This is a genomic window from Rhodocytophaga rosea, assembly GCF_010119975.1.
GTDB classification, from domain to species: domain Bacteria; phylum Bacteroidota; class Bacteroidia; order Cytophagales; family 172606-1; genus Rhodocytophaga; species Rhodocytophaga rosea.
The window spans coordinates 3,708,119-3,723,145 of the sequence record NZ_CP048222.1 but is presented as its reverse complement, the minus strand read 5'-3'; the positions used below and the strand labels follow the sequence as shown (position 1 = coordinate 3,723,145).

The 15,027-nt window shown below is 39.9% G+C and carries 15 protein-coding genes; 4 read left to right on the top strand and 11 right to left on the bottom strand.

All coding sequences use genetic code 11. The annotated features are described in order from the left end of the window. Nucleotides 1–125 precede the first annotated feature (125 nt). Nucleotides 126–917, bottom strand: a complete 792-nt coding sequence (locus GXP67_RS15535) for a 2OG-Fe(II) oxygenase (RefSeq protein ID WP_162443967.1) — start codon at nucleotides 915–917, stop codon at nucleotides 126–128. 192 nt (nucleotides 918–1,109) lie between these two features. On the opposite strand from GXP67_RS15535, the gene GXP67_RS15530 reads away from it, so the two are divergent. Then, entirely contained in the window at nucleotides 1,110–2,357 is a 1,248-nt protein-coding gene (locus GXP67_RS15530; RefSeq protein ID WP_162443966.1) for a GWxTD domain-containing protein, read from the top strand. A gap of 72 nt (nucleotides 2,358–2,429) precedes the next feature. Further along, nucleotides 2,430–3,248 carry a 23S rRNA (guanosine(2251)-2'-O)-methyltransferase RlmB gene (rlmB, locus tag GXP67_RS15525; RefSeq protein ID WP_162443965.1) on the top strand — a complete coding sequence of 273 codons (819 nt, stop codon included), beginning with the start codon at nucleotides 2,430–2,432 and terminating at the stop codon, nucleotides 3,246–3,248. Between the two features lie 10 nt (nucleotides 3,249–3,258). Here the strand turns inward: rlmB and GXP67_RS15520 are convergent, their stop codons facing one another. The 3 genes from GXP67_RS15520 to GXP67_RS15510 form a co-directional block, all read right to left on the bottom strand. Next, complete coding sequence (locus GXP67_RS15520; protein WP_232065236.1) at nucleotides 3,259–4,164, bottom strand: class I SAM-dependent methyltransferase; 906 nt, start codon at nucleotides 4,162–4,164, stop codon at nucleotides 3,259–3,261. Between the two features lie 736 nt (nucleotides 4,165–4,900). Further along, a complete protein-coding gene (locus tag GXP67_RS15515; RefSeq protein WP_162443964.1) occupies nucleotides 4,901–5,572 on the bottom strand; it encodes a DUF6794 domain-containing protein in 672 nt (223 codons plus the stop codon). Between the two features lie 406 nt (nucleotides 5,573–5,978). Continuing rightward, the gene (locus GXP67_RS15510) at nucleotides 5,979–6,212 is read right to left on the bottom strand and encodes a hypothetical protein (protein WP_162443963.1); all 234 of its coding nucleotides are present in this window, start codon (nucleotides 6,210–6,212) and stop codon (nucleotides 5,979–5,981) included. A gap of 173 nt (nucleotides 6,213–6,385) precedes the next feature. On the opposite strand from GXP67_RS15510, the gene GXP67_RS15505 reads away from it, so the two are divergent. Further along, nucleotides 6,386–7,663: an NAD(P)/FAD-dependent oxidoreductase gene (locus GXP67_RS15505; RefSeq protein ID WP_162443962.1), complete on the top strand. Its 1,278-nt coding sequence runs from the start codon at nucleotides 6,386–6,388 to the stop codon at nucleotides 7,661–7,663. Between the two features lie 51 nt (nucleotides 7,664–7,714). On the opposite strand, the gene GXP67_RS15500 is transcribed toward GXP67_RS15505, so the two are convergent. After that, nucleotides 7,715–8,338, bottom strand: coding sequence for a hypothetical protein (locus GXP67_RS15500; protein WP_162443961.1), 624 nt, complete (start codon nucleotides 8,336–8,338; stop codon nucleotides 7,715–7,717). A gap of 482 nt (nucleotides 8,339–8,820) precedes the next feature. Here GXP67_RS15500 and GXP67_RS15495 point away from each other — a divergent pair, with 482 nt between their 5' ends. Beyond that, on the top strand, nucleotides 8,821–10,038 hold the full coding sequence (locus tag GXP67_RS15495; RefSeq protein WP_162443960.1) for a sterol desaturase family protein: 1,218 nt from the start codon (nucleotides 8,821–8,823) through the stop codon (nucleotides 10,036–10,038). Between the two features lie 106 nt (nucleotides 10,039–10,144). Here GXP67_RS15495 and GXP67_RS15490 read toward each other — a convergent pair whose 3' ends face one another. The 6 genes from GXP67_RS15490 to GXP67_RS15465 all read right to left on the bottom strand — a co-directional run bounded on the left by GXP67_RS15490 (nucleotide 10,145) and on the right by GXP67_RS15465 (nucleotide 15,023). Continuing rightward, entirely contained in the window at nucleotides 10,145–11,377 is a 1,233-nt protein-coding gene (locus tag GXP67_RS15490) for a spore maturation protein (protein WP_162443959.1), read from the bottom strand. A 141-nt stretch (nucleotides 11,378–11,518) separates the two neighbouring features. Then, nucleotides 11,519–11,920, bottom strand: a complete 402-nt coding sequence (locus GXP67_RS15485) for a hypothetical protein (protein ID WP_162443958.1) — start codon at nucleotides 11,918–11,920, stop codon at nucleotides 11,519–11,521. 157 nt (nucleotides 11,921–12,077) lie between these two features. Further along, entirely contained in the window at nucleotides 12,078–12,971 is an 894-nt protein-coding gene (locus GXP67_RS15480) for a lytic transglycosylase domain-containing protein (protein ID WP_162443957.1), read from the bottom strand. Between the two features lie 25 nt (nucleotides 12,972–12,996). Further along, nucleotides 12,997–13,191 (bottom strand): 2'-5' RNA ligase family protein, encoded by a 195-nt coding sequence (locus GXP67_RS15475; RefSeq protein WP_162443956.1) that lies wholly within the window; start codon nucleotides 13,189–13,191, stop codon nucleotides 12,997–12,999. Nucleotides 13,192–13,263: 72 nt separating this feature from the next. After that, nucleotides 13,264–13,548, bottom strand: a complete 285-nt coding sequence (locus GXP67_RS15470; RefSeq protein WP_162443955.1) for a 2'-5' RNA ligase family protein — start codon at nucleotides 13,546–13,548, stop codon at nucleotides 13,264–13,266. Between the two features lie 152 nt (nucleotides 13,549–13,700). Further along, nucleotides 13,701–15,023 carry a M20/M25/M40 family metallo-hydrolase gene (locus GXP67_RS15465; protein WP_162443954.1) on the bottom strand — a complete coding sequence of 441 codons (1,323 nt, stop codon included), beginning with the start codon at nucleotides 15,021–15,023 and terminating at the stop codon, nucleotides 13,701–13,703. Nucleotides 15,024–15,027 lie beyond the last annotated feature (4 nt).

Sequence of the window (15,027 nt, the reverse complement as noted above, 5' to 3'; positions counted from 1 at the left end):
ATTAGTAGTGAGTATTGAGTACAAAGTATTAAGTAGCGAGCGTTTTTCTACTGCTTCTTTTTAATAAGTATCAGAGCGCATTAATTTTAAAAATTAAATCTTACTACTTAATACTTTGTTCTAATTTAAAATTTGATTCCCATTTTTTTGAGCTGCGCCTTAATTGTGTTTTTCAGGCTTTCCTTTACGGTAGTGCCAACTTTTTTAAAGGCAGTATCTTCTGGCTTGGCTTTAAATACGGTATCATGGTATTTCAGCGAAGCATTGGCTGGAAGCTTAGTATAGAAATAGGTATAAAATGATCTACGGGTTACGCCGGGAGGCAAGGTGATTTTAGAATAGCCATGGTAAGAAATTTCACTGGTTTCGAACACCAGGCAGCGGTTAAAATCGCAGGGTACTGCTTTTACCAGTTTACTCATGTCTGCATTCCACATTTCCATGGCACCACCATATTCCGGCTTCCAGTTTTTGTTCAGGTAAATAAGCATATTCAGTCGGCGGTGTACGTTCTTGATATGGTGAATATTAAAATCCACATGTATGTCGAGAAAGCTGCCATCCGTGCCCTGGTGCAGACCAGTACCCAGGTTATCGTCGGTAATAAATACATCTTTTATACCTGTTACGGTTTCCATCCACTTGGAAAATTCAGGCGACATAAAGTCTTTTCGTACCTGCGCAAATACCGGATGAAAGTCAGAAAAATTTGAACCTTCTGACTTATTTTCGTTCAAGCCTTTATAATGTTTGGCCAGCTTTTCAATAGATGGAAAATTATCATACATCTGGTTGGCAATATCTTCTTTCAGGAAGTTATCGGCAACAATATGCTTGTAAGGTACACCGTTCTGAAAATCAGAAGCTAGTTGCGCTATTTTTGCAGGTTCGGTATATAGGGGATTTATGGAATTCATCGTAAATTAGTTAATTGCAATTGAGACCCTGAATGGTTACAGTTTTATAATCTTATGTTTGCAGATACTAACGGATTTTTTAGATTTTTTCTACAAAACTATACAGAAAATCTTTGTATTCATTAGCCTCTAACACAAACGCTTATATACCATCAACGAAATAGTTTAAAATACAAATATAACCACTTATCCATGAAAAACATATTTGTTTTTGCGATGCTTCTCCTACTTGGGGCCTGTGCCCGCAGGTCAGGCGAACGGACAAGCCAGCAACAAGATGAAAATTTTGGCAATGAAGCTCCTCTGATTTTTCAGAGTAAAGTACTCGATAATGATTCTACCTCCCGGGTTTATGTTACGATCGAATGGCGGCGCATATATGATGAACAGCCTGTTCAACGGTTTATTAAAGAGTTTAGTTTAGGGTATATCATTACTCCCGACTATACTAGTAAAGAGGTGATTGCCAGCCGGACCTTGGCTGTAACTGAACAAACCCTCCAAAAAACTGGTCCTGGCTCGATGGCCTTTCACTTAGATGTGGTAAAACTCACCTTGCCAAATGCTGTACTTACCTTGCATGCAACCGATACCCGTACCGGACAAAGAGTAACACACATGGTTGCATTAAAACCTATGTCTGGTAAGTTTCATGAAAAATATGCGGTGTTTAAAAGTAACAGCGAGTTTCCGGGTATGAAAACCTATTTCTATCAGCAGGATACCTTGCAGATTAAGAGCTTAAATGGCGTACGCAAACAGATGACCGTTTACCGCTATACGCATAACTTCGATCCGGCTTTATCTCCTATGGCTACAGCTGGCAAAAACGTTACTAAAACACTTCAGGTGGATACCATGTTTACACTGCCTACCAATGCACTGTTTGTATTAGCAGCGCCTGGTTTGTATTTCTTCCGTGAAGATACCAATGCGGTGAATGGCATTGGAATGTTGATTGTAGACAAACGTTTTCCCAGAATGACCAGGCCAGACGATCTGGTAAAGCCGCTTATTTATATCAGTACCAATAACGAGATCAAAGAGCTGGTATCTACGCAGGCGCCTAAACGAACACTCGACACTTACTGGCTGCGCTTAGCCGGAAATAATGAATCGAAAGCCCGACGTACCATCCGGGCGTATTATCGCAGAGTAGCCCAGGCAAATCAACAATTTACGACCTATAAAGAAGGCTGGAAAACAGACATGGGCATGGTGCACATTGTGTTTGGTAAGCCCGACCAGATTACCCGTACCCGTGAAAAAGAAGTATGGACCTATACGCAGAATGCTAACTTCTCAGAAATTAACTTTACTTTTGTGAAAAGGCCCAATCAGTTTGTGGATGACCATTATGAATTGATGCGCTATGTAGAATATGAACCGATCTGGTACCCGACTGTAGAAGAATGGAGGACAGGCATAGTTGAACGATAAAACGTTAAAAGCCCTTAAACGGGCTTTTTTAATTTATAACAAAAAGTAAAGTAAACCATCTTAAAAATTACAATGGAGAACAGGGATCGCAGAAAGACAGATTTCAGTAACACAAAACCAAGGCAGCATTTTACCAAACCTAAGCCAGATCCCAAAGAAGTAGTATTTGGTATCCGTGCGGTAATCGAAACCATTAAGGCTGGCAATGAAATAGATAAACTACTCATCCAGCGGGAATTGGGTAACTCTCCATTGATTGCTGAACTGTTACAGGTTGCGCAGGAACATAACGTGCCTATTTCCAGGGTACCTTCCCAGAAATTAGATAGTATCACCCGCAAGAATCATCAGGGAGCGATTTGTTTTATTTCGGCTATCCGGTATGCTGCCTTACACAATGTATTGAGCAGTATATTCGAAAAAGGCGAAGTTCCTTTGCTGCTCATTCTCGACCGCATTACTGATGTACGGAATTTTGGTGCCATTGCCCGTACCGCAGAATGTGCTGGCGTACATGCCATAGTTATTCCTTCCAGAGGTGCTGCCCAGATCACCAGCGATGCGATTAAAACGTCTTCCGGTGCCCTGAACTTTTTACCGGTTTGCCGGGAAGAAAACTTGAAGGATACCCTTACCTACCTTCAACAAAGCGGTGTCCGGGTGATCGCCTGTACAGAAAAAGCAGAACACAACTTATATACAGCCGATTTCTCTGTTCCCTCAGCCATTCTGCTGGGTTCAGAAGAAGACGGCATCTCACAGGATCTGATCAAAAAAGCAGACCAGCTGGCCAGTATTCCCATGAGTGGCAATATTGCTTCGCTGAATGTTTCAGTAGCTGCCGGGGTAGTTATTTATGAAGCCGTTAGGCAACGGGTGAATATTAGGTAATATAGGAAAATCAATTACTGGCTGCCTGCATGGATACTGTATTGTCGGTATTAGATTCAGGAGTTATTTTATTTTGTGCCTGCCGGGAGGTTTTTGGTGTTTTAAATGATATACCTATTCCGCCGCCAGGATACCAATGATTAAGGGGTGATTCCTGAAAAAACAAAAAATTCCTTTCTTCTTCTGTGGAGAAAATAGCAAGTTTATCGGTACTATGAGAATTATCGCCTAAAATGATAGAGTCATCGGTTAATAAATGCTTTATGGTGAGATATTCTCTGTACTCATAATCCGCAGAATGATCGCTGTCATTAATAAATATATCAATAGTATCTTTAAAGGTTGATAAAGACGCTATTGAATCTCCATACAAGATTTCTCCCACCTGCCGGTATTTGCCTGTTAGTAAATAACCTGCTTTTGGATTAATATCTGTCCCATAATACCTTCCTTCGAATCCTTCTTCTTTATTTTTGAGTAAGGCAGCACATATTATTACAGACCCTAATCCTTTATCAACTCCGGTCTCAACCACTGTTCTGGGTTTTAAAGCTCTGATCATAGCATACCATCCCATTCGCCGGCCAAAGCGAATCTGCTGGTCTGCAAACTTCTTCAGATCTGACTGTTGTATCTCCCTGATGATATGATCTTTTAAGAAGGTGTCATTCTGTGCTTCATTGATGAAAGCCAGGATGGTTTTATTATCTTTTTGAACAACAAAAGAAATAATATGAGCCAGGTATAACATGTTACCTTCTGTCAGATCATATGTATAATTAGTGTCTTCATTCGATGCTATGCCCCATTTGATAATTTCCATATATTTCTTGTTGTAGTATCGGGTGGCATTGAAAGTTCTTCTCAGGAAATTAAGAACCCAGATATGTTTTAACTTTTTCAATTGTGATTTCATGATATAGGCAGGTTTGGTTTGCAGAATTCCTTTTGGAAAAAGACCATTTCAATGGGAAGCATATGCATCAGCGGTCAAACTGAGGTAATGGTTGTATTCTCTTGTACGTTTATTTTATTATTTGTGGTTAAGATAACAAACTGTGGATCTGCGCAGTGGCAGCCTTATAGCTGACTTAGCTGTTATTTATTCTATTTTAAATCAGTTACTATCTCATTGATTACTCTCAATGGCCACATATGCAATTAAACTCTTTCATGCTTGCAATTCAAGTAAAGTTCATTTTTGATTTGCTTCACTTGGAAGTGAAGCAAATCAATTGATAAAAGTAACTCCCTTTTGAGAATAACTTTGTAGAAAGAGTTTTGATTCACAAAGTATTTTGTTCTCTTCTCATCCGGAAGATGAGATTTGCTTCTGTTTTTGAAAATCGTTTAAACAGAAACCAGTTTAATTTATCTACTTATTCCTCTGGAATCCATCCCTAATAAAGCCCATTGGCTCGCTTATGAATAGATAGAAATGTTTCCATATAGCTGGCATTTTTGTTATGACGGTAAATGAAGCAGATAAACATTATCTTAATACTGCTTCCATACATATTCTTTTCACTGTATATATTTAGTAATGGAACAAATACAGCCGGAAACTGATGGCGATTGCGGTGATGCAATGCGCTTAGAAAGCCACAGTTAACGGACTGTATGGTGTTATGAGCCGTTATTTTGTTAGACGTTCATTCCTTAAAAATGACATTGAGTAAGGAATCCGGTTTAAATTTATTCGTGCTTTTCAAGTTAGACTCCATTTTTTTGCCAATCTTTTTCCAGCCATATAAGTAATCATAAATCCAAATTGAGTCGGTTTTCGAGTTAGTTTGAAGATGCAATAAAGACTTGGTAGTTCCATTGTTATACCCTATTGAATATCCAAATTCTAAACTGTCTGCTGGATGTTTTGATTTCTTCGGAAGCTGAACAAGTTTATTAATCTTTTGTGCTTCTTTCCAGTACTCTTTATAACTGGAAATTTGTTCTTTTAAATTAATCTCTTTTCCGGTCAACTGACGGTGATAACTGGTTAGTATTATTCCGGACATATCATCTGGATGTTTAATTCCTTTACGATTGAAGTATCGACTTAAACGCGAACCTTTCCATAATGCCCAGTTATTTCTCATCCAAAGTCCAGTTCCCATATGATATCGTCCAATAAATTCATCTTCAGTCATTTTAATAATTTCAGCTTTTGTTGAGTCAGAATAAAACTCATCAGCTTCTGAAAGTGCTTGAGATAAATTTTTTGGAATGTAGACTCCATCTATTTCTGATTTATAGGAGTCAAATAGAATGGAACAACTAAACATAATTGGCAAAATCAACAGTATAGTTAAAGTCTTTTTTACCATTTCACCTGATTGTCATTTTTAAAATCTAACGAGAAGTTTGAATTTTTTCTTTTATGGCTCATAATATGTAAATAAACGCAATTCTAGTTATATGGTGCGTTTATGCTCTAATATATAGAAATACACGCAACTTTTCGATTCATCTGCTTTTCAAAAAATCTCATTGTACATTTGTTCACAAACTTTTAATTACCATCAGCCTTTAGTATATCAGGTATTAACAGGTTTGACTCAACTTCAATCCGGAGGTAGCTTTGCAGAAGTTATAGCTAAGTTAAAACCTTGCACAGCCTTGCTGAATGTGTACAAAGCTAAGCTGATTTTATACACAGTTAAGCTTGTTTAATTACCAGCTTTGCTGAAAATGTACATAGCCTTACTGAGTTCTTGCAAAGGCTTGCTGATTTTATACACAGCCTTGCTGAATGTGTGCAGAGGTTTGCTGATCTTGCACACAGCAAATCTGAATGTGTACACAAGTTCGCTGAATATGTGCAGTAGCTTGCTGATCTTGTACATAGCCTTTCTGAATGTGTGCAAAGGTTTGCTGAATGTATACATAGCTTAGCTGAATGAGTTGAGAGGTTAGCTGAACAAGTACACAGTCCTGCTGCTTTAGTGCATAGCAACCCTGAATCAATTACTGGCCTACTAAAACGATCACTCTATTTCTTAAGTACCATCCTATATAATTCAGTTATATCAACTACCCCTAACAATAGCCTTACTGGTATGCTTGTTTGCTTTTTCTCTAGTTTGCATCCAGAATGTTTAAATGATTTGCTGTAACTTGAGCATCTGTTTTGTGTACCTATGTCAACAATCTCAGAGAATAAGCCTCTCCATACACTACATCAGGCTGAACTGGCTACTTTTGCTCCGGAAGTAAAAGCAGGTTTCCAGGAAAAAGTAAAATCTGTTGCCATTATTCCTTCTTTGCATACCCATATAGTTGTAATAGGTGCGGGTGCATTCGGCGGATGGACAGCTTTGCAACTGCTCAGGCAAGGCTTACAAGTTACCTTGCTCGATGCCTGGGGAGCAGGCAATTCACGGTCGAGTTCCGGCGACGAAACCAGGGTGATCCGCTGTATGTATGGAGCCAACCAGATGTATTTTGATCTTACTTTGCGGGCGATCAGTTTGTGGCAGGATTTTGAAAAGCAAACCAGCAAAAAGCTTTTATTCAAGACGGGCTTATTATGGTTCCTATATCAACCGCACGACGAAACCATTGATGCAGCCCTGCCTTTACTGGAAAAGAACGGGCTAAGTTATGAGAAAATGTCTGTGCAGGAAGCAGAAAACCGCTATCCTGCCATTCATGTGGCCGATCTGAACCATGTTTTCCTCGAAAAAGAAGCCGGGTATCTCAAGGCTAGGGAATCATGCCAGGCAGTTGCCGAAGCTTTTGTGCAGGAAGGAGGCATATATACACAACTTTCAGCCCTGCCAGGAAAAATAGAAGGAAACAAGTTGAAGGAGATACAGCTTTCTGATGGAAATACCTTGCAAGCCGATGCCTATGTATTTGCCTGTGGTCCCTGGCTGGGGCAATTATTCCCGGAAGTAACAGGCCATATCTTGTATTCAGCCCGTCAGGAGGTGTATTATTTCGGTACGCCGGCTGCACAATCATCTCTTTTCGAGAACCTGCCCGTATGGATTGACTGGAATATCCAGGATACGGTGTATTATGGAATTCCCGGAAGTACACACCGGGGATTTAAAACGGCTTATGACCGCAAAGGAGGTGGAGAACTGTTTGATCCTACGCATGGCGAACGTATCATTACCAAAGCAGAATTAGACAGGGCAAAGGCATTTTTAGCACACCGTTTTCCGGCTTTAAAAGGCGCACCACTTACCGAAAGCCGGGTGTGCCAGTATCCCAATTCACCGGATGGCAACTTCCTTGTGGATATACATCCGCAGGCAAGCAATACATGGCTGATAGGAGGCGGCTCAGGACATGGCTTTAAAATGGGACCTGCTCTGGGAGAAATGGCCGCACAGATCATTCTCGGCCAACAAAACCTGCCTACCTTATTCTCTCTCAACCGCTTCGGGAACTTTACGGTAGTTCACTAATGGCTGAGGATCTCGCCATAGCCATATGCCAATCAACAGCCAGGATATGGGTTATATAAACGGATATAAAAAAGACATAAACCCAGCCATTAACTGCGGACCTCCATAATTCCCTATCAAACTTAAAGCTGTAAGACCTGCACCCGCAAAGAAACAGATACTTACTATTTTCTCCAGCCCTTTGCCTTGATAAGTAGCAATGCCATATGACACATTTGAAAGAAAGAATCCAAGCAGTAAGGCAAAGAAAAGTCCATCCCATATTGCTTCAAACCCTATGATCTGTGTTTTTAATAGGGTTCTGGTAGCATTGTCAGTTGCGGCAGCATAAGCGGCTCTCCAGGTATAATTATTGGCAAATAAGTTAAGCGATTGCTGAATAATTTCAGTAAATCCCCATAAGGTAAAAAACAGAAAACCCAGTACTGCCGAACCAGTAGACGCTGCGTGTTTCCTGGCGACTACACCAAATGCCGCTGTCAGCACTAAAACAGGATGAAGAATATGTATCCACAAGCGTCCGATGTAATAAGGATTTGTGTGCAAAGCTACTTGTTCATCAAAATTAGAAGGCGGTGTATAACACTCAGGAATGAAAATAAGTAACAGGGTACTCACTGCCGACAATATAGAACAGATGCCTGCTGCCCGGAAGAAGTTCTGTGAGAAATACATACAAGGATTTTAAAACTTCCAAGATCCACAACTCTTAGTAAAGCAGGTGTTAATGCCCTGCTAATTCTTGTTAATAACTTGTTAAAGACCCTTTCGCAACAAATTTATCCAGTACTGGTTCAGGCATATACTTTATAAATTTTCCATGAAATGATGTAAACTATACTATTTTACTAGACTATTCTTGGTAATATCATGAATACTTATAGATTTGCATTGTATTAATTGGTGAATCCTGCTTTCACAAAAAACCTGCTGAACTATCAGAATATATGCATCACAGAACGCTTTCCTTGAACCGATGTTGTTAGTAATATACTGTTTATAAGCTCATTACTTGCTTACTCAATATAAGAAGAAATGGATTGAGTTTTATCACTTTAATATAACAGAAGCATACCTTTTTATAGCATTAAATTAATACTTTCACACTTACCTGGCTTCTTTTAAGTTCACCATTAACAGTCTATTAAACTAATCACATGCACCTTAACTATTTAGCTCTTGTTGTGCCTGGGTTTCTCATGATGGTAGGCATAGAATACCTGGCCGCTAAAAAACAGAACAAAGCCTATTTCTCCTATGACGATTCCATTCTGAACATTAGCGTAGGCATTGCCGAACGTCTGTTAAATTTATTTGTTGTAGGCATTTTCTACCAGGTTTTCGATTATATCCACCGGAACTATGCCTTACTCGATATTCCTGAAAATGTATACACCTGGATCATTCTCTTTATGCTCGTTGACCTCGTCTGGTACTGGTATCACCGCTTCGGGCATGAAGTAAACCTGTTCTGGAGCGCACACATTGTACACCATCAGAGCGAGGAATTTAACTTTACCGTTTCCGCCCGGATCACCGTGTTCCAGTATTTTATCCGCACTGGTTTCTGGTGTGTATTGCCGCTTGTTGGTTTTCCCGCATCGATGTTAGCCATTATGTTACTCATCCATGGCGCCTATGCTTTCTTCCTGCACACCAGGATGGTGGGTAAACTTGGCATTTTAGAACATATTATCGTTACACCCTCGCATCACCGGGTGCATCATGCCTCCAATGAGCAATACCTGGACAAAAACTATGGAGATATGCTCATCATCTGGGACAAACTTTTTGGGACGTATGCCGAAGAGAAAGAAGAGCCTGTATATGGCCTCACCAAGCCTTTGGAAAGCAAGAGTTTCTTGTGGCAGCATTTTCATTTTACGATGGAACTGTTTACAGCGGTAAAACAAACCAGAGGAATATGGAATAAAGTAAAGTTGCTTTTCAGTAAACCCGAACATGTACCTGGCCACATTAGAGCAGCACTGGAAAAAACCTTTTTACAGCCGAAAAAGCAGGTAAAATTCACCATCAATCTCAGGGGATATGTAACTACACAACTGGTAATTAGTCTGGCAGCATTGTTTTGCGTTATTCTCTTTGAACATTACCTGACTATTCCTTTTATGATTGTATCCACGTTGTTTATACTTATTACGCTTATTAATTGTGGGGCTATACTTGAACAGCGGTCTTATATTTTTTATCTCGAATTTATCCGGATGATTCTGCTTTCTGTGGCAAGTTATGTGTATCTGGAAAATCTATTAGTACCAGCTATACTAGGAATTTGCGTAGTGTATACCACCTTGTATTTTACATCTATGCAGAAAAGATATTATCGCCTGGTGTATGGGATTGCTAATCCATAGAGGTTCTCAAAATTTACTGGCTGATGTGTAAAAACAATAATGGCATCTGGAAGATCAAAATTTACAATCCTCCGGATGCCATTTCTATACATCACACTATGTTCTATTAGTGAAAGAACAGATATGATAATAAGATTGCCGCCGTAACACCAGCCAAGTCAGCCATTAATCCACAGGTAACGGCATACCTGGTTTTTCTTACACCTACTGAACCAAAGTATACAGCGAGCACATAAAAGGTAGTTTCTGTAGCTCCATTTAGAATTGAAGCGGTTCGTCCGGCAAATGAATCAGCTCCATAGGTTTTGAGAATATCTACCATCATCCCTCTGGCACCTCCGCCACTGAGGGGCATCATTAAGGCAACAGGCAAAGCCGGAACAAAATCTGTATTGAATCCCAGGAATTTAAAAAAAGCACCCAAGCCATCAACTACAATATTTAGCGCACCTGATACCCGGAATACACCAATTCCAACCAGAATAGCTACCAGATAAGGAATAATATTAATGGCTACGCTAAAACCTTCTTTCGCCCCCTCAATAAAAGCATCATACACATTTATTTTTTTAAAAAAGGCCGAAGCAATAAAGGAAACGATCACCGTAAATAAAATTACATTACTGGCAACTGATGAGATTAAGCTCACCCGTTCCTGTGGGATAATAGAGAAATAATAGATCAAAGCTGCCAGACCAGCGATAATAGAAATAAGGTACGTTAATAAAACCCGGTTAAAAAGATTGATCTTCTGGTAAATAGAAACCACAATAATTCCGGTAAGGGTAGAACAAAAAGTAGCCAGCAAAATAGGAATAAACACATCAGAGGGATCTACAGCACCTTGCTGGGCACGATAGGTCATAATGGTAAGCGGAATGAGAGTAAGCCCGGAAGTATTCAGTACCAGAAACATAATCTGGGCATTAGAAGCAGTATCTTTTACAGGATTCAGGTCTTGCATGCCTTGCATGGCTTTTAGTCCCAACGGAGTAGCCGCATTATCCAGACCTAGCATATTGGCGGAAAAATTCATCAGAATGGCACCCATTACCGGATGATTTTTGGGAATTTCAGGAAATAAGCGGCTGAAAAACGGATTTACTAGTCTGGTTAGAAACCCAATGGCTCCTCCCTTTTCACCCACCCGCATTAAACCCAGCCATAAGGTCATTACCCCGGTTAATCCCAGCGATATTTCGAAACCCAGCTTTGAATTGTCGAAGGTACTGGCTACCAGCTTAGGAAATATTTCTGTATCGTTTAGGAAAATGAGACGAAAAAGGGCAATGCCAAATGCAATCAGGAAGAAAAATATCCAGATGTAGTTGAGTACCATGGGAACAGATTTAGAGAAAGATTAGCCAGGCAAGTACCTACCTGATTATCCCATAATACTACTAAAATATTATTATCTTTCTTAGTAACATCTCCAATAAGCCGCTTACCAGATGTTAGGATTTAAGGGTTTTCATACGATTTATATTCTCCTGCTGCCTTGCCGTTGTGCTAGTAGGAACTGCTTCACCATTCTGAAAAAGTTATTCACATTGTCGTTGCCAAACTTTTCATTTAACATGATCTTAGCCGAAACCAGTGATTCTGCCAGAAAGGCGATTATAAATACAACCCGGCCATAAGGGTATTCATAATAACGCAAAGCCAGGGAAGCCAGGGCAATCAAAATAAATATGAGTTGAACTACATGCAGGGTAGTCCAGGTATATTTTTTCTTAGCGATTAGTTTAATTAATTTCAACAACAGAAATGCGGCTAATCCTCCAAGTAGGATAGTAGTACCATACGCCATATCAAAAAGCGCCATGATGGCACCTACAACAATGGCCAGTGCTATAATTTTTCTTAGTTTTTTTTCGGTCATGGCAGTAAACTTATAGCTAAGTTATACTGCCAATGTTATTGAAAGGTTATAAAGGTTCTGATGAATAGAAAAATTTGAGAGATCTATTTATACAAAGGCCAATACTCTTTTGATCAAGTATTGGCCTTACCAATTTATAAAGTAAAATAATTATCTGCTACTGCACAGGCAGCTGAAATTCGTAGGATTTTCCGGGCAATACTTCGAAACGGTAATTATAATCATCCTTTGAATCGAACTTGATCCATGGATTATACAACTTTAGTATTTTATAATTGATTTTCTGATCTAAAGCAAACTTTGCAATGTTATCAATAGTATGGTCAACTTTGTACGCTTTTGTGGACATGGGCTTCAACTTATCTTCTCCCTTTAAATAAAATCCATATTTCTCAGGATTTTCGATAATGAGTTTCATAGCCAGAATCCGGAATACATAGCGGGCTGTTTCGGAAGTCAGATAGAGATCGTAGTATGAATTCACTTCCTGATAATTACGTACCCTCCGCAAGGTAGGCATTCCCAGATTATAGGCAGCTGCTGCGAGTGTCCAGCTTTTAAATTCATCGTAATTGCTCTTAATATGTCTGGCAGCAGCCTTGGTAGAAAGGATTGGATCACGCCGCTGGTCTACATATTTTGAAATTTCTAAACGCTGGGCTTTCGCTGAACCATCCGTAAACTGCCAGAAACCATGTGCTTTTCCTGAATCGGCATAGGGTTCGAGTTCACTCTCAATTACTGCCAGATAGAAAAAATCGGTAGGAATTCCTTGTTCTACCAGAATGGCTTCCATTTTCTCCCGCCAGCGGTATACCCGTTTGAGAATAATGAGCGTAGTAGAATGTCTGTAACAATTGATGATGAGTTCCCGTTCCAGCCGTTCTCTTACTTCCACATCATTTAACGGCACTTTTTCGCCGGCAAAGTATAATTCTGAAGGAAGCGGAACCGTAGAAATTTTTTGAGAAACAGTCCCATCCTGGGCATAAACAGCAACCGAAACAAAACTTAAACACCAAAGAAAAATAAAGGCACGAAAATGAGTCATAGGGCAATATTTATTATCCCCAAAGTTAACAATCATGACCGGAATCTTTCAGATACCATTCGCCTAAAACAGTATAAACCGAACCCTGAGGCGTAAGATTAGATTCATATAGATTGAATTTTTTCACGGCGATTTTTAAATGATTGATAGCTGGAAAAACATTTTTATCTACACTTACTGTTTTATTGCGCTTTACTCTGGCGAGGGTAATATGTGGCAAAGGAGGATAATTGATGCAATACCAACTATTTGAGCGATTTGTGTAGCCAGAGAAACAAATGCATGGCTTTCTTCAAAAGCTGCCCAGATCATATTGGCTTTTCCCCCCTCGCTTAATAACCTGCACTTCTGAAAAGCACAAACAGAAGCTTGGAAAGGTAACCAGTGACGCAAGTTTTCCGGCAATATTATCTATTTCTCCACATGATATATTACCCATAAACAGTAAGGTGATATGCAGATTTTCTGTACTCACCCAGGCTAGTTCAGGTTGATGTAAGGCATTACGGCAAGCCGCCAGTGGTTGAGCTAACTCATCTGGCGAAGGAATACCTACAAATATACGCTTTTCTGTCATGGCTAAACAGGTTTGAAGCAGCAAAATAGAATGAAATAATAGGATAATTTACTCATCATTCTCTCACCTATATATCAAATGAATTATAAGATGCATTCTACAAGAGAAAAGCCCATACTTTTGTATGAGCTTTTAACATATTTTACTACTTTTTACTTCCCCTTCGCCATTCCGGCTTCTGCCAATACTAATAATAAAGCTTGTTGAATGGCCAGGTGTCCATCTTTATTCATCCACCATTCGCCTAACGAGTGTGCACCTCCTCCTACGCCACCTCTGCCGATAGTTACTGCCGGAACACCTTTGGAAATGGGAATATTGGAATCCGTAGAACCAGCCCGTAATTCTGGTTTTGCATTAAAATACTGTACAGAAGCCATTGTCCGTTGAACCAGCGTAATAGTTGGATCAGTTTTTCCGGAAGGTCTATCGCCTACCATTTTTATGTCTACAGTTAAATCTGGCCCTCTTCGTTTGGCCTGGTTTTCTTCCTTCAAACCTTTTTGTATCGCTTTTTGCAGAATATCATCTACACCCTGTAGCTTTTCCGGACTCTCAGAACGCATATCTACCTCCATCCACGATTCAAATGGAATAGAATTGACAGATGTACCACCACCAATCCGTCCTACATTGTAACTGGTTTTGATGCCTTCCCTAGTAAATTTATCGGCTTCTGTAGTAAAATGATATACGGCTCTAGATAGGGCATTATGTGGATTAGCCATACCAAAAGCGCCCCAGGAATGTCCGCCAGGGCCTTTGAAAGTAACCCGGTAGCGGTGCGAACCTAGCCCACGATGTGCAATACCACCTAACTCTCCTCCATCTACCGCAATCCAGGAATCAATCTTGGGTCCGTTTTCGCTAAATAAATGTTTTACTCCTCGTAAATCACCCAGACCTTCTTCACCTACTGTACCAATGAACAATACATCTGCTTCCGTTTCGATATTTGCTTTTTCGAGTCCACGTAATACGGTAAGCACCATAATCAGTCCACGGGTATCATCGCCGATACCTGGGGCAAATAAGGTATCTCCTTTTTGTTTTACTTTCACATCGGTTCCTTCCGGGAAAACTGTGTCTAAATGGGCATCCAGGGCAACAGTGGATTTACCTGAATGGCCTTTGCGTTTAGCAATTACATTTCCAACTTCATCTATCCATACAGAATCTGCGCCAGCTTCTTTTAGCATTTGTGCATATTTCTGTGCCCGTATTTCTTCTTTAAAAGGAGGCGCCGGAATTTCTGTGAGCATAATGAGTTCCCTTGTAGTTTGCGGTTCTAACTCCAGAATCACTTGAAAAGCCTGTTTCACTGCCGGACGTTTGGCCAGATTATTCATTTCAGTGGTGTAGCGTTTGTTTACCGCAACTGTTACATTTTCCTGTGGACCTTCATCTGCATCCTGCGCCTGAACAGATAATGTATATAGAAATGAGGCAAGTAAAATCAGGAGTTTGTTTTTCATTGAT

Coding starts and splice junctions, on each gene's coding strand:
- GXP67_RS15495 (WP_162443960.1), top strand. CDS start 8,821: ATGCACCTTAACTATTTAGCTCTTGTTGTGCCTGGGTTTCTCATGATG.
- GXP67_RS15520 (WP_232065236.1), bottom strand. CDS start 4,164: ATGAAATCACAATTGAAAAAGTTAAAACATATCTGGGTTCTTAATTTC.
- GXP67_RS15530 (WP_162443966.1), top strand. CDS start 1,110: ATGAAAAACATATTTGTTTTTGCGATGCTTCTCCTACTTGGGGCCTGT.
- GXP67_RS15485 (WP_162443958.1), bottom strand. CDS start 11,920: ATGACCGAAAAAAAACTAAGAAAAATTATAGCACTGGCCATTGTTGTA.
- GXP67_RS15500 (WP_162443961.1), bottom strand. CDS start 8,338: ATGTATTTCTCACAGAACTTCTTCCGGGCAGCAGGCATCTGTTCTATA.
- GXP67_RS15515 (WP_162443964.1), bottom strand. CDS start 5,572: ATGGTAAAAAAGACTTTAACTATACTGTTGATTTTGCCAATTATGTTT.
- GXP67_RS15465 (WP_162443954.1), bottom strand. CDS start 15,023: ATGAAAAACAAACTCCTGATTTTACTTGCCTCATTTCTATATACATTA.
- GXP67_RS15470 (WP_162443955.1), bottom strand. CDS start 13,548: ATGACAGAAAAGCGTATATTTGTAGGTATTCCTTCGCCAGATGAGTTA.
- GXP67_RS15480 (WP_162443957.1), bottom strand. CDS start 12,971: ATGACTCATTTTCGTGCCTTTATTTTTCTTTGGTGTTTAAGTTTTGTT.
- GXP67_RS15505 (WP_162443962.1), top strand. CDS start 6,386: ATGTCAACAATCTCAGAGAATAAGCCTCTCCATACACTACATCAGGCT.
- GXP67_RS15535 (WP_162443967.1), bottom strand. CDS start 917: ATGAATTCCATAAATCCCCTATATACCGAACCTGCAAAAATAGCGCAA.
- rlmB (WP_162443965.1), top strand. CDS start 2,430: ATGGAGAACAGGGATCGCAGAAAGACAGATTTCAGTAACACAAAACCA.
- GXP67_RS15490 (WP_162443959.1), bottom strand. CDS start 11,377: ATGGTACTCAACTACATCTGGATATTTTTCTTCCTGATTGCATTTGGC.